Source organism: Rhodococcus sp. CH91 (genome assembly GCF_022554085.1).
In the GTDB taxonomy this organism is placed as follows: domain Bacteria; phylum Actinomycetota; class Actinomycetes; order Mycobacteriales; family Mycobacteriaceae; genus Rhodococcus.
Window position 1 is genome coordinate 120,035 of the sequence record NZ_JAKFYR010000006.1, and the last position, 14,048, is coordinate 134,082.

16 protein-coding genes are annotated in these 14,048 nt (G+C 68.5%); 4 read left to right on the forward strand and 12 right to left on the reverse strand.

What is annotated here, in order from left to right; genetic code table 11:
* Positions 1 to 53: 53 nt before the first annotated feature.
* From mtrA to MOM01_RS13560, 11 genes are all read right to left on the reverse strand, one after another.
* Positions 54 to 731, reverse strand: a complete 678-nt coding sequence (gene mtrA, locus MOM01_RS13510; protein WP_277609669.1) for an MtrAB system response regulator MtrA — start codon at positions 729 to 731, stop codon at positions 54 to 56.
* A 5-nt stretch (positions 732 to 736) separates the two neighbouring features.
* Entirely contained in the window at positions 737 to 1,402 is a 666-nt protein-coding gene (locus MOM01_RS13515; protein ID WP_241385942.1) for a dTMP kinase, read from the reverse strand.
* A gap of 30 nt (positions 1,403 to 1,432) precedes the next feature.
* Entirely contained in the window at positions 1,433 to 2,902 is a 1,470-nt protein-coding gene (gene ahcY / locus MOM01_RS13520) for an adenosylhomocysteinase (RefSeq protein WP_241385943.1), read from the reverse strand.
* A 100-nt stretch (positions 2,903 to 3,002) separates the two neighbouring features.
* Positions 3,003 to 3,608, reverse strand: coding sequence for a TetR/AcrR family transcriptional regulator (locus tag MOM01_RS13525; protein WP_241385944.1), 606 nt, complete (start codon positions 3,606 to 3,608; stop codon positions 3,003 to 3,005).
* An 83-nt stretch (positions 3,609 to 3,691) separates the two neighbouring features.
* On the reverse strand, positions 3,692 to 3,877 hold the full coding sequence (locus MOM01_RS13530) for a rubredoxin (RefSeq protein WP_241385945.1): 186 nt from the start codon (positions 3,875 to 3,877) through the stop codon (positions 3,692 to 3,694).
* Positions 3,874 to 4,041, reverse strand: coding sequence for a rubredoxin (locus tag MOM01_RS13535; RefSeq protein WP_241386111.1), 168 nt, complete (start codon positions 4,039 to 4,041; stop codon positions 3,874 to 3,876). Before MOM01_RS13535 ends, MOM01_RS13530 begins: the two co-directional genes overlap by 4 nt.
* Positions 4,042 to 4,046: 5 nt before the next feature.
* Positions 4,047 to 5,291, reverse strand: a complete 1,245-nt coding sequence (locus tag MOM01_RS13540; protein WP_241385946.1) for an alkane 1-monooxygenase — start codon at positions 5,289 to 5,291, stop codon at positions 4,047 to 4,049.
* A gap of 194 nt (positions 5,292 to 5,485) precedes the next feature.
* Positions 5,486 to 6,760 (reverse strand): mannose-6-phosphate isomerase, class I, encoded by a 1,275-nt coding sequence (manA, locus tag MOM01_RS13545; RefSeq protein WP_241385947.1) that lies wholly within the window; start codon positions 6,758 to 6,760, stop codon positions 5,486 to 5,488.
* Entirely contained in the window at positions 6,760 to 7,845 is a 1,086-nt protein-coding gene (locus MOM01_RS13550; RefSeq protein WP_241385948.1) for a tobH protein, read from the reverse strand. The genes manA and MOM01_RS13550 overlap by 1 nt, the downstream gene beginning before the upstream one ends.
* 123 nt (positions 7,846 to 7,968) lie before the next feature.
* Complete coding sequence (locus MOM01_RS13555; protein ID WP_241385949.1) at positions 7,969 to 9,339, reverse strand: phosphomannomutase/phosphoglucomutase; 1,371 nt, start codon at positions 9,337 to 9,339, stop codon at positions 7,969 to 7,971.
* Positions 9,340 to 9,417: 78 nt separating this feature from the next.
* Positions 9,418 to 9,813, reverse strand: a complete 396-nt coding sequence (locus MOM01_RS13560) for a DUF3499 domain-containing protein (protein ID WP_241385950.1) — start codon at positions 9,811 to 9,813, stop codon at positions 9,418 to 9,420.
* Positions 9,814 to 9,900: 87 nt separating this feature from the next.
* Here MOM01_RS13560 and MOM01_RS13565 point away from each other — a divergent pair, with 87 nt between their 5' ends.
* Positions 9,901 to 10,395, forward strand: a complete 495-nt coding sequence (locus MOM01_RS13565) for a metallopeptidase family protein (RefSeq protein WP_241385951.1) — start codon at positions 9,901 to 9,903, stop codon at positions 10,393 to 10,395.
* A gap of 134 nt (positions 10,396 to 10,529) precedes the next feature.
* Here MOM01_RS13565 and MOM01_RS13570 read toward each other — a convergent pair whose 3' ends face one another.
* Positions 10,530 to 10,796, reverse strand: coding sequence for a WhiB family transcriptional regulator (locus tag MOM01_RS13570; protein WP_241386112.1), 267 nt, complete (start codon positions 10,794 to 10,796; stop codon positions 10,530 to 10,532).
* Between the two features lie 334 nt (positions 10,797 to 11,130).
* Here MOM01_RS13570 and cofD point away from each other — a divergent pair, with 334 nt between their 5' ends.
* The 3 genes from cofD to MOM01_RS13585 are packed head-to-tail and all read left to right on the forward strand — an operon-like array spanning position 11,131 to position 14,044.
* Complete coding sequence (cofD, locus tag MOM01_RS13575) at positions 11,131 to 12,120, forward strand: 2-phospho-L-lactate transferase (RefSeq protein WP_241385952.1); 990 nt, start codon at positions 11,131 to 11,133, stop codon at positions 12,118 to 12,120.
* A complete protein-coding gene (locus MOM01_RS13580; RefSeq protein WP_241385953.1) occupies positions 12,120 to 13,490 on the forward strand; it encodes a coenzyme F420-0:L-glutamate ligase in 1,371 nt (456 codons plus the stop codon). Before cofD ends, MOM01_RS13580 begins: the two co-directional genes overlap by 1 nt.
* A 2-nt stretch (positions 13,491 to 13,492) precedes the next feature.
* Positions 13,493 to 14,044 carry an NUDIX hydrolase gene (locus tag MOM01_RS13585; protein ID WP_241385954.1) on the forward strand — a complete coding sequence of 184 codons (552 nt, stop codon included), beginning with the start codon at positions 13,493 to 13,495 and terminating at the stop codon, positions 14,042 to 14,044.
* Positions 14,045 to 14,048 lie beyond the last annotated feature (4 nt).

Here is a 14,048-nt window from a genome sequence, read left to right on the forward strand (position 1 = left end):
CACCAGCGGCAGCGTTCTACGGGTGATCCGCCGCCGAAGCCGGTAGGTACGGCTCACGGCGGTCCGGCCTTGTAGCCGACCCCCCGCACCGTGAGCACTGCCTCGGGATTCTCGGGATCCTTCTCGACCTTGGCGCGAAGCCGCTGGACATGGACGTTCACCAGCCGGGTGTCGGCGGCATGCCGGTAGCCCCAGACCTGTTCGAGGAGGACCTCGCGGGTGAAGACCTGGCGCGGCTTCCGGGCGAGGGCCACGAGCAGGTCGAATTCGAGGGGCGTGAGGGAGATCGACTCGTCCCCGCGCGTCACCTTGTGGGCGGGAACGTCGATGGTGACGTCCCCGATGGTCAGGACCTCGGCGGGTTCCTGCTCGGTGCGACGCAGCCGGGCACGCACGCGCGCGACGAGTTCCTTGGGCTTGAACGGCTTGACGATGTAGTCGTCGGCACCGGATTCGAGGCCGAGGACGACGTCGACGGTGTCGGACTTGGCGGTGAGCATCACGATCGGCACACCGGAGTCGGCGCGGAGCACCCGGCAGACGTCGATTCCGTTCATTCCGGGCAGCATGAGGTCGAGCAGGACCAGGTCGGGCCGGATCTCGCGCACAGCGCCGAGCGCCTGCGTGCCGTCTCCCACCACGAACGGTTCGAATCCCTCGCCGCGCAGCACGATGGTGAGCATCTCGGCCAGCGCAGTGTCGTCGTCGACTACCAGAATCCTCGGCTTCATAACCTCTATCGTGTCACCCCTTGACCATCGTGAAGCAGATTTGAGATGTGAACGGCGAGTTGCTGCGGGGAGGTCTCCGGGCCTGCGACCTCCCACGGAGACATCCAGTGCTGCTGTGCGAGCGCGTCGTACACCGCGCCGGTCCGCTCCTGCAGACCGGCGTCGCGTTCGTAGGCGTCACGATCGCGATCCGCTTCGGTCGCGGCGCGGTCACGCGCCCGCTGCGCGGCGAGCGCGACGGGAACGCGTAGCAGCACTTGCAGATCGGGCACCGGAAGCCCGAACCGTTCGAATTCGAGCTCGCGGATCCACTCCACCGCGGATCCGTCCGCGCCCTGGTTCCGGCGTGCCGCCGTGTAGGCGGCGTTGGACGCGACATACCGGTCGAGCAGCACGATATCGTTGTCGGCGAGCAGCTTTCGCAGCTCGCCGGCCGCCTCGCGCCGGTCCAGGGCCCACAGCAGAGCCATCGCCTCCACGCTCGACGCAGTATCCCCGTGCCGGCCCCGCAGTGCTTCCGCGCCCAGATCGGCGTGGACGGACCGCCCGTAACGGGGGAAGGCCAGTGTCGCGACCGTGCTTCCGGCCTCGCGCCAGGTCTCGACGAGACCAGCGGACAACGTCCGTTTCCCGGCCCCGTCGAGACCCTCGACGACGATCAGATCACCCATGTGCTGTGCGATTCCCGCCGCGTATCCGGATCAGTAGCGGTAGTGCTCGGGCTTGTACGGGCCCTCGACGTCGACGCCGATGTACTCGGCCTGCTCCTTGGTCAGCTTCGTGATCTGTCCGCCGAGCGCCTCGACGTGGATCTTGGCGACCTTCTCGTCGAGATGCTTCGGCAAGCGGTAGACCTCGTTGTCGTACTCGTCGGGCTTGGTCCACAGCTCGATCTGGGCGATCACCTGGTTGGCGAACGAGTTGCTCATCACGAACGAGGGGTGTCCGGTGGCGTTGCCGAGGTTGAGCAGGCGCCCCTCCGACAGGACGATGATCGAATGCCCGTCGGCGAAGGTGAACTCGTCGACCTGCGGCTTGATGTTGATCCGCGTGACGTCGGATGCCCGCTCGAGGCCGGCCATGTCGATCTCGTTGTCGAAGTGGCCGATGTTGCCGAGGATGGCCTGGTGCTTCATCGCCTTCATGTGCTCGAAGGTGATGATGTCCTTGTTGCCGGTCGCGGTGATGACGATATCGGCCTGGCCGATGAAGTCCTCGACGGTTACGACGTCGTAGCCGTCCATCATGGCCTGCAGCGCGTTGATCGGGTCGACCTCGGTGACCGACACGCGGGCGCCCTGTCCGCGGAGCGCCTCGGCGCATCCCTTGCCGACGTCGCCGTAACCGCACACGAGCGCGGCCTTGCCACCGATGAGGACGTCGGTGCCACGGTTGATGCCGTCGAGCAGCGAGTGTCGGGTGCCGTACTTGTTGTCGAACTTGCTCTTGGTGACCGAGTCGTTGACGTTGATCGCGGGGAACGCCAGCTCCCCGGCGGCCGAGAGCTGGTACAGGCGCAGCACGCCGGTCGTGGTCTCCTCGGTGACGCCCTTGACCGACTCGGCGATGGTGGTCCACTTCTTCGAGTCGGCGGCGAGCGAACGGCGCAGCAGCTCCAGGAAGACCTTGTACTCCGCGGAGTCCTGCTCGTCGTCGATCGGCGGGACGACGCCGGCCTTCTCGAACTGTGCGCCCTTGAGCACGAGCATCGTGGCGTCGCCGCCGTCGTCGAGGATCATGTTGGCGGGCTCGTCCGGCCAGGTGAGCATCTGCTCGGCCGCCCACCAGTACTCCTCGAGCGTCTCGCCCTTCCACGCGAAGACCGGAACGCCCTTCGGCTCCTCGACCGTCCCGTGCGGGCCGACGACGATCGCCGCGGCGGCGTGGTCCTGGGTGGAGAAGATGTTGCACGAGGCCCAGCGCACCTGCGCGCCGAGCGAGACGAGGGTTTCGATGAGCACCGCGGTCTGGACCGTCATGTGCAGCGACCCGGAGATCCGTGCGCCCTTCAGCGGCTGAACCTCCGCGTACTCGCGGCGCAGCGCCATCAGGCCCGGCATCTCGTGTTCCGCGAGCCGGATCTCCTTGCGCCCGAATTCGGCGAGGGACAGATCGGCGACCTTGAAATCGAGACCGTTGATCCGGTCGGCGACGAGCGTGGTGTCAGACACGTGCAGATGCCTCTTCCTGTCGGCAGACAATGTTGGTTCCAGGCTATACAACCTGCGCGACGAGCGGTCCGGTCGCACTCCGGTACAGCTGCGGAGCCGGTCAGCCGTGCACCCCTGCTCGTTCCACGAACGGCACGAGCAGGTCGGCGAGGTCGGCGGCCACGTCGCGTCCCGAGGCCGGGGGCATGGAGACGAAACTCAGGGCGACGCGCACGACGGCCCGCGCGAGGATCCCCGCGTCGGTCTCGGAGGCCGCGATCCAGCTGTGGTGGAAGGTGTCGGTGAGACGGCCCGCTCCGCGTTCGAGGATGTCCGCCGCGTCGGTGGTGATCAGCCGCAGCAGGTCGGGTTTGGCCTCCCCGTCGAGCAGTGACCGCACCAGGGGGTCGGCGGCGCACGCCTCGAAGAAGGAGGTGAAGCCGTCGACGAGGGCGGCCCGCGCGTCCCCGACGTGCGCGTATACGGAGTCGGCCACCGCATCGACGAACTCGTCGACCAGGCGCAGCGCATAGCCCTGTGCGAGCCCCTGCCGGGAGGAGAATTCCTTGTACAGCGTCTGACGGCTGATGCCCGCGGCCCGGGCGACGTCGCTCATGGTGACGGCCGACCAGTCGCGCTCGGACAGCAGCTCGCGCATGGCGTCGAGGATCGTCGAGCGCAGCAGCACCCGACTGGCCTCGTGGAAGGGAACGCGCGCGTTCGACATGCCGGGAACGCTCTCACGCCGGGGTGTGCTCGTCAAAGCCGCACACCCCGGCGCTCGCGTCGTCGCCCCCGCGCGATCCCGCCTCACCGGCGGACGATTTCCACCATCTCGAAATCCGCCTTGGCGGCGCCGCACTCCGGGCAGGACCAGTCGTCCGGGATGTCCTCCCAGCGGGTGCCGGGCTCGATCCCCTCGTCCGGCCATCCTTCGGCCTCGTCGTACTCGAAACCGCACACGATGCAGCGGAACAATCGGTGGTCGGTGTTCATCGGATGTACTCCTCGAAGTCGCTCTTCTCGCGGACGCCGCAGTCGGGGCACGGCCAGTCCTCGGGCACTGCGTCCCAGGGGGTTCCGGCGGGGAACCCTTCACGGGGCACCCCGGCACTCTCGTCGTACACGAACTCGCAGACAGGACAGCGGTAGGCGGACATCGCGGTCACCGACCTTCCGCAGCAGCAGAATCCGACGACCCGTAGCGCGCCAGGATCTTCTCCCGCCGACTCGGCTCGATGTTGACGCGGGTGATGTCGCCGTCGTAGTGGTCGAGTACGCGATGGTCCATGACCTTGCGCCAGAGCGGGGGAATGTAGGCGAGGACGATCATCGTCGCGTAACCGGCGGGCAGCTGCGGGGAGATCTCCATGCTGCGCAACGTCTGGTAGCGGCGCGTCGGATTGGCGTGGTGGTCGCTGTGCCGCTGCAGGTGGTACAGGAAGATGTTCGTCACCAGGTGGTCACTGTTCCAGCTGTGCGCCGGCGAGCAGCGCTCGTAGCGGCCCTTGTCGGTCTTCTGCCGGAGCAGGCCGTAGTGCTCGAGATAGTTCACAACCTCGAGCAGCGAGAATCCGAAGACCGCCTGGATCACGAGATAGGGCGCGATGCCGATCCCGAACACGGCGAGCAGCACCGCGTACAGCGCGACGGAGATCGCCCACGCGTTGAGGACGTCGTTGTGCACACTCCACACCGGCTTGCCGAGACGCTCGAGCCGGGCGCCTTCGAGGCGCCACGCCGAGCGCAGGCTGCCCACCACACTGCGCGGCAGGAAACGCCAGAAGCTCTCCCCGAACCTCGCCGACGCGGGATCCTCCGGAGTCGCGACACGCACGTGATGCCCGCGATTGTGCTCGATGTAGAAGTGCCCGTAGAAGGAGGGCGCGAGCGCCCACTTCGACAGCCGCCGTTCGAATTCGACCTTCTTGTGGCCGAGTTCGTGGGCGGTGTTGATGCCGATCCCGGCGACCACGCCGAGGGAGATCGCCAGCCCGATCTTCGACGCGATTCCGAGACCGCCGTCGACTCCGAGCCAGGACAGATCGTCCGCCGACCACAGATAACAGGCCAGGATCAGGGACGCGAACTGGAAGGGCAGGTAGAGATACGTGCAGTAGCGGTAGAAGCGGTCGTTCTCGAGTTGTTCGAACATCTCGTCGGGCGGGTTCTCCCCGTCGGGGCCGACGAACAGATCGAGCGTCGGAACGAAGACGTAGATCAACATCGGCCCGATCCACCACAGGACGGGTGTCACGCTCTGCAGTCCGAACTGGTTACCGGCCCACACCAGCGCGGTGGCGACGAACAGGGCCGTCGGGGGTACCAGTCCCAGGAGCCACAGATGCCGTTTGCGGTCGTGCCAGCGCAGGTCGGGTTCGTCCAGCGAGTCCGCCGAAGCCGTACTCATGTCGGGTCTCCTCATCACCGTCGGAGGTGCCGCTGCGCCACACGCGACAGTGACGCGCACCACTGATGAGTTGACTCTAGAACGGCATTCGTCCGAGGTCTAGACATATCATCGAATTTGTAAATCTCACGATCCGGGTCCGGAAACGACGGGAGGCGAGCTCTCCCGAGCTCGCCTCCCGTCGAGAACCCCTCTCAGGATTCCTCGGCCACTCCCTCCGGCACGTCACCGAGACGCGCGCGGAACAACTGTGTCCCGGCGCTGCAGCCGTGGACTTCGGGTGCCCGATCGCAGGCCGACAACCATGCCGAGTCGCCCGGGGCCAGGTTCACAGTCTCCCCCGCACACTCCACACGGGCACTGCCCGCCGTGCACAGGAGGATCTGCGGACCCTTCGCGCCCACCGGAAGCACATCGCCCGCCCCGAGATCGATCCGCGACAGCGTGAACTCCGGCGCCGGGGTGCGGTAGCGCCGTTCCAGCGGTCCGGCCGCGCCTGCGCCCGCCCCGCTCTCCGGCACCGCCTCGAGGACCGGCACCGAAGCGGCACCGAAGTCGAGAACCCTCAGCAGTTCGGGTACGTCCACATGCTTGGGCGTGAGACCCCCGCGCAGCACGTTGTCGGAGTTCGCCATGATCTCCACGCCCATCCCGTGCAGATAGGCGTGCAGGTTCCCGGCGTCGAGGTACAGCCCCTCCCCCGGTTCCAGCGTGATGCGGTTGAGCAGCAGCGACGCCAGCACCCCCGCGTCCCCGGGATAGAAGTCGGCCAGCTGCAGAGCCGTGCGCACCTCCGGAACGAAGTCACGTTCGTTCTCACGCCCGGACGCGAGATAGGTCACGCATCCGTCGAGTACACGTGGCAGCAACGCCGCCAGCGCCGGGGGCGGCAAGGTGATCCAGGTGGTGAACAACGCCCGCAGACCACTGGAATCCGGTTGTCCGGCGAGCAGCCCGACATACGGATCGAGCTCCGGAACCGCCAGCGCCTCGAACAGTTCGACGGTCCGCTTCGGGTCGCGGAAACCGGCCAGCGCTTCGAACCGCGTCAACGCGACCACCAGCTCCGGCTTGTGGCTCGCGTCCTTGTAGTTGCGGACGGGCGAGTCGATCGGAATGCTCAGCGCTTCCTCCCGCGCGTAACCCTCGGCCGCCTGCAGAGCACTCGGGTGCGCTTGCAGCGACAGGGGCTCCTCCGCTGCCAGGAGCTTCAGGAGGAACGGGAGACGGGGGCCGAACGCCCCGACGACGCGCTCGCCCAGGTGCCGGTCCGGATCGGAGGACAGAACGTCGAGCAGGGACAGTCGTTCACCGTCGGCATCCACCAACCGGGCGGGATCCGCCGGGTGCGCACCGAGCCACAGCTCGGCCTCGGGATGATCCGACGGCACCGGGCGGCCACGCAGACCGGCGATCGCGGTACGCGACCCCCAGGCGTACGACCGCACCGCACCTTCGAGACGGTGCACTATCTTCCCCCTGCCAGTCCGAGATAGGCAGCCGCCATTTCCGTACGGACGGTCAGCACGGCCACCTGCTCCAGCACCGTGGGTATCGCGCCGGACTCGAACTCACCTGTCATCGACACCACTTCCACATCCGGTAGAGCTGCTGTCCTGCGCTGGGCGGCGGCTCGATCCGGGTCCGTGCTGTAGACGAACACGCGGGCCGGTGCGATCGGAGCCGGCCCGTCCAGTTCTTCGTCGTGGAAGAACGGGTCGTACGACTCGCCGCCGGCGTTGCCGGCCGCCAGCAGCCGATCACGCGCGACCAGCACGTCGCTCAGCGCGGCGGCACCGGCGACGATCCCCGCGGCCTGGAGCAGCGACTCGGCCGCGTGCCGGGCGAGCACCACCGTGGCGGCGGAATCACCGGCGAGCACCACCCGCCGCGACTGCATCCGCACGGCGAGTGCCTTCGCAGGATTGTGGAAGACCTCGTTCGCGGGGTGGTTCCGCGCCGCTTCCTCGTCGACGCTGTCGGCCATCTCGGCGAGCCCCGGAGCTCCCGAGATCCGCACGGCGCTCTGCATCACACCGAGCACCGCGCAGAACACCGCGACGTGCCGAGCGAGCACGTAACGGGTCTGCACCTGCACCCGTGGCGGCAGGGACATCGCGCGACCTGCCGCGACCGCTCGCACCGGGCCCTCGTCCGGTGCATCCACGACGACCTCCGCGCTGCGTCGCAGTCCGACGTCGACTGCGCGAGCGAGCTGGGGGTCGCCGGCATCGTTACCGGCGACCACCACCACGTCGAGCGCTCCGACCCAGGGTGGCGTGGCCGGAGCGGAGACCAGCGGAACGCCGGCCTGATCGCCGAACAGGGCGACGACGAGTTCTGCGGCCGACCGCGCACGGGCATCGGTACCGACGAAGACGACGCTGCGAGGATGCATACCGGTCAGCCGGTCGAGCAGACCTTCCTCGACGGCCGCCGCGACCGCCCGGATCTGGGCGCCGCCGAGGGCCGCGCTCCTGAGGACGCCGTCGACATCGGCGGCGAGTACGCCACCCGCGTCGTCGAAGTCGAACAGCGGTGAGGGTGCCGTCACGACCGCATCACCTTCCTTCCGCCGACGCGACCCGGCGACTCGCCGAATCGACACCGGCGCTTCGCCGTATCGACATCGACGCGCCGTGCACCGGCACTTCGATTATTGCTGTTGTCACGCCGTCTACGCACGAACGACGGAAAGGATCTCCTTCACCAGGGCCTCGACCTCGCCCTCCGTGCGCGCTTCCACGTTCAGGCGCAGCAACGGCTCGGTGTTGGAGGCACGCAGGTTGAACCACGCGTTCTCGGGCAGTTCCACGGTGACGCCGTCGAGCCGGTCGGTCGACAGCGCCCGATCGGCGAAGGCCGCGACGACCGCCTCGGTGCGTTCCGTCGCGTCGGCCACGGTGGAGTTGATCTCCCCCGAGGCCGCATACCTGTTGTACGAGCTCATCAACTCCGAGAGGGGGGCGTCCTGGGATGCCAGCGCGGCGAGCACGTGCAGCGCCGCGAGCATGCCGGAGTCGGCGCCCCAGAAGTCGCGGAAGTAGTAGTGCGCCGAGTGCTCGCCACCGAAGACGGCTCCGGTCTCGGCCATCTGCTGCTTGATGAACGAGTGCCCCACCCGGGTCCGCACCGGCTTACCGCCCTGTTCGGCGACGAGTTCGGGAACCACACGGGAGGTGATCAGATTGTGGATGATCGTCGCGCCCGGCTCCTTGGCGAGTTCGCGCGCGGCGACGAGCGCCGTGACCGCCGAGGGTGTGACCGGCTCGCCGCGCTCGTCGACCACGAAGCAGCGGTCGGCGTCGCCGTCGAAGGCCAGACCGAGATCGGCACCGGATTCGACGACCAGACGCTGCAGGTCGACGAGATTCGCGGGGTCGAGGGGGTTCGCCTCGTGATTCGGGAAGGTGCCGTCGAGTTCGAAGTAGAGCGGCACCAGCTCGACGGGCAGGACGCCGAAGACGGCGGGGACGGTGTGCCCGCCCATACCGTTGCCGGCGTCGACCGCGACCTTGAGCGGGCGCATCTCCGACAGGTCGACGAGACCGCGGACGAACGACGCGTAGTCCTCGAGGACGTCGCGTTCGGTGACGCTGCCGCGCTCGCCGTCGTATTCCGGAACACCGGCGACGAGTTCGGCCGAGATCCGTGCGAGGCCCGTGTCCTGCCCGACCGGCTTGGCGCCGGCGCGGCAGAGCTTGATCCCGTTGTACCGGGCCGGATTGTGGCTGGCGGTGAACATCGCGCCGGGCGCGTCGAGCAGCCCGGAGGCGAAGTAGAGCTGGTCGGTGGACGCGAGCCCGATCGACACCACGTCGAGTCCCTGTGCGGTGACCCCCTCGGCGAACGCCCGCGCCAGCGTGGGCGACGAGGCGCGCATGTCGTGCCCGATCACCACGCGGTCCGCGGCGCCCTCACTGCGCATCAGACGTGCGAACGACGCTCCGACATCGCGGACGAACTCTTCGTCGATCTGCTCCCCGACGACTCCCCGGACGTCGTACGCCTTGATGACCGCTGACACCGACTCGGCAGCTCTCGCCACTGTATTCGCTCCTGAACCTCGACTTGTGCGCCGCCGTCCTCCGCGGCGTCGCACTCCGCCCAGCCTAGTGCGAACGGGTCAGGATGTCGGATCGGGAAGAACCCGCAGGTGACCGCGTCGACCCGTGCGTGCCGTAGGGGGTACGACGGCACGCGGTTCCTCCTCGGAACCCTCGTCCGAGGAGTCGGAACGGGATCGTTCGCCCAGGCCCGCCTCGCGCACGGCCTCGGCGAGGGCCGTCAGATCGTCCTCGTCGGGAGTGGCCGAGGAGAACGCGCCCTCGTAACGCACCAGCTCCCATCCCTTGGGGGCGGTGATGCGCGAGCCGTGCGTCTCGCAGAGATCCCACGAGTGCGGCTCCGCGACGGTCGCCAGTGGCCCGACGACGGCGGTGGAATCCGAGTACACATAGGTCAGCGTCGCAACAGCAGGGTTCTTGCACCCAGGCCGGCAGCATCGACGCAGTGTTCTCACGACTGGGAGCGTAGCGCGCCGAACGCCGCAGGACTATTCGGACACACCGAGAGGATGGACGAATTTTCGTGTCGTAATGTCCATGGCATGGTCCGTGCACGACGTTCCCGCCCCGTGTCGTCCCGCTCCGTGGCGCGCCGCGGCAGGGGAATCCGCGGCCCCCTGTTTCCGCAGAGCCTGCCGGCCTGGAAGACGCGCGCCGAGAAGTTCGACCTGCTCGTGCTCGGCGCGTTCGCCCCGATCGACGCACGCTGGCACAACCGGCTGACCAAGCTCGACATCGCCGTCGACGAGGTTCCCAAGATCCGCGCCCGCGACCCCGATTCGGTCAACTGGCCGGACGAGGTGGTCGCCGACGGGCCGGTGCCCCTGTCCCGGCTCGTCCCCGCAGGCATCGACCGCCGAGGCGCGGCGACCCGCGCCCGCATCGTGCTGTTCCGCCGGCCGCTCGAGGTCCGGGCGAAAGATCCGGACGATCTGACGGATCTGGTGCACGACGTCCTCGTGCACCAGGTGGCGACCTATCTCGGTGTCGATCCCGAAGTGGTGGATCCGACACTCGGCGAGGAGGACGAGGACTGATCGCTCTTCGGGCGGCGCCCCGGAAACATGACGAAGGCCGGGTTGCTCGTCCCCCACGGCCGCAACCCGACCTCGTCGTCCGACTCGGATGTTCTACTCGGTCCCGTACTCCCCGTACCGGGCCGAACCCGGTGTCAGACTATTCCGCGCTTGAGGCGACGGCGTTCCCTCTCGGAAAGCCCGCCCCATATACCGAACCGCTCGTCGTGGGCGAGTGCGTATTCGAGACAGTCGTCCCGGACCTCACACCCCATGCAGATGCGCTTGGCCTCCCTGGTCGAGCCACCCTTCTCGGGGAAGAATGCCTCGGGGTCGGTCTGCGCACAGAGCGCACGCTCCTGCCACTGCTCCTCGCCGTCCGTCAGGTCGCCGAATCCCGAAATCAAGCTCAGGACGGGCACCCCGACGTCCGGGTCGTCACAGACAGCCTCGACTGCAGTGTCGCTCCGAGTGACCTCGAAGCTGTCGCGCTCGCCGGCCATTGTCCCTCCTCACCTGCAGCGCCGAATCATGACCGGGGATCAACCCGCTGCCATCCTTCGAATGGTCGTTCGAATGCGGGTTCACCGCAAGGAATCTCGAATTCGATTATCGAATGACATGTATGTGATTACACACTTCGGGTGTGTCGTGGTCAAGCGGAGCGGCGTTGTTCACATATCATCGGCCGCTTTGCCGAAACGCGTTTCGGACGGTGCGCGTCCGGGTAGGAGGCGCACCGCTTAGGCTTGGGCCGTGAATGTGACTGTATTGGTCGGAGGTGTAGGTGGGGCGCGTTTTCTGTCAGGTTTGCGCCGACTTCTCGATATTTCCCCGGGAGTCGAGCCGGATCCTGACGCGCCGCACCGCATCACGGCGATCGTCAACGTCGGCGACGACGTCTGGATGCACGGGCTGAGGATCTGCCCCGACCTCGACACCTGCATGTACACCCTGGGCGGTGGGATCGACGAGGAACGTGGCTGGGGCCGCGCCGGCGAGACGTGGAACGCCAAGGAGGAACTCGCCGCCTACGGTGCGATCCCCGACTGGTTCGGTCTCGGTGATCGGGACATCGCCACGCATCTCATCCGCACCCAGATGCTCAGGACCGGCTATCCCCTCTCTGCCGTCACCGAGGCCCTGTGCACTCGGTGGAAGCCGGGTGTCGACCTGCTGCCCGTGTCCGACGACCGCAGCGAGACGCATGTCGTCATCACCGACCCCGAGGACGGCGAGCCACGTGCCGTGCACTTCGAGGAGTGGTGGGTCCGCCACCGCGCCCAGGTACCCACCCACAGCTTCGCGCACATCGGCGCGGAGGAGGCGAAGCCCGCACCCGGTGTGCTCGAGGCGATCGAGAACGCCGATGCGGTGCTGCTGGCGCCGTCGAATCCTGTGGTGAGCGTCGGTGCGATCCTCGCGATCCCCGGAATCCGCGGGGCCCTGCGCACCACGTCCGCGAAGGTCGTGGGGCTGTCCCCCGTGATCGGCGGTGCGCCGCTGCGCGGAATGGCCGACGCATGCCTCGACGTCATCGGGGTGGAAACGAGCGCCGAAGCCGTCGGCCGGTATTACGGCGCCCGCTCCGCGACGGGCATTCTCGACGGATGGCTCGTGCACTCGACCGACCGGGCCGAGGTACCGGGTGTCGAGGTGCGGTCGGTGCCACTGCTCATGACCGATACGGACGCGACGGCCGACATGGCGCGCGCCGCCCTCCAACTCGCCGGAGTGACCCTGTGATGTCCCCTGACTCCGTCACGGACCCCGCGGTGCGCGACCACGCACCGGGTGGCCCGGTCGAGATCCGGCCCGTGCACGGGCTTCCCGAATTCCGGCCGGGCGACGATCTCGCCGCCGCCGTCGCACAGGCCGCGCCGTGGCTCCGCGACGGAGACGTCCTGGTGGTGACGAGCAAGGTGGTCTCGAAGGTCGAGGGACGGATCGTGTCCGCCCCTTCCGATCCGGATGCGCGCGACGCGCTCCGCCGCCGCCTCGTGAACCAGGAAGCGGTGCGGGTGCTGGCACGTAAGGGCCGCACCCTCATCACCGAGAACCGGCTGGGCATCGTGCAGGCCGCCTCCGGCATCGACGGTTCCAACGTCGACGGCGCCGAACTCGCCCTGCTGCCGGAGGATCCCGACGCCAGTGCCGCCGCCCTCCGGGAGCGGATCGGCGCTGCGCTGGGCGTGCGGATCGCCGTGGTCGTCACCGACACCATGGGGCGCGCCTGGCGGGTCGGCCAGACCGACGCCGCGATCGGCTCGTCCGGTGTTCCCGTGCTGCACGCATATGCCGGCTCACGCGACGGCCAGGGCAACGAGCTGCAGGTGACCTCGGTGGCGATCGCCGACGAGATCGCCGCCGCCGGAGATCTGGTGAAGGGCAAGCTCGGTGGCGTCCCGGTCGCCGTGGTGCGCGGGCTCGATCTCCCCGACGACGGGTCCACCGCACGCGAGCTGATCCGCGGCGGCGAGGAGGACCTGTTCTGGCTCGGGACCGCCGAAGCGATCGAACGCGGCAGGAACGAGACTCTGCTGCTGCGCCGTTCGGTGCGGCAGTTCTCCGGTGAGCCGGTGGACCCGGAGGATCTGCGCGACGCGATCGGCGACGCCCTCACCGCTCCCGCGCCGCACCACACCCGGCCGGTGCGGTTCGTATGGGTACGCACCGAACAGGTACGGCGCCGACTGCTCGACCGCATGCGCGACCGGTGGGCCGAGGACCTCGCCGGGGACGGACTCGACCCCGTCGCCGTCGAACGGCGTCTCGCACGCGGCGCCATCCTCTACGACGCCCCGGAAGTGATCGTCCCGTTCCGGGTCATGGACGGCGCCCACCACTATCCCGACACCCGGCGCACCGCTGCCGAGGAGACGATGTTCACCGTCGCGGTGGGTGCGGCGGTCCAGGGGCTGCTCGTGTCCCTGGCCACCCGCGGGCTGGGAAGCTGCTGGATCGGATCGACGATCTTCGCCCCGGATGTGGTGCGGGAGGAACTCGGGCTTCCCGGCGACTGGGCGCCGCTCGGCGCGATCGCCGTCGGCCATCCGCTGGACGAGACCGGTCCGCGCGAACCCGCGGACCCGGGCGACGCCTTCGTGGAGTTGTAGTCGTGTCGGCATCGTCGCTCCACGCCTCCGCCCTCGCTCGGCTCTCGGCGTGGCGGACCGACTCGCCCGACGCCGAGTCCCTCCGCCACACCATGCTGGCCTTCCTCGACTCGGCGCCGCAGGGATGCCTGCGCGAGCATGCGCCCGGGCACATCACGGCGTCGTCGCTCGTCGTCGATGCCGAGCACCGGAACGTACTGCTCACCCTGCATCCCCGGGTGGGCCGGTGGATCCAGCTCGGCGGGCACTGCGAACCGACGGACGAGACCGTCGTCGACGCCGCACTGCGGGAGGCCACCGAGGAATCCGGCATCCCCGGTCTGGTGATCGACCCGGAACTGCTCTCGGCGCACACGCATCCCATCACGTGCTCGCTCGGCGTCCCGACCCGTCACCTCGACCTGCGCTTCCTGGTGACGGCCCCGGTCGGCGCCCGCCCGGTGCGCAGCCACGAGTCGACCGACCTGCAGTGGTGGCCGGTCGACGCGCTGCCCGAGAACGCCGAGCACGACACCATCGCTCATCTGCTCGGGCTCGCTGCCGCCCGGCGCTGATCGC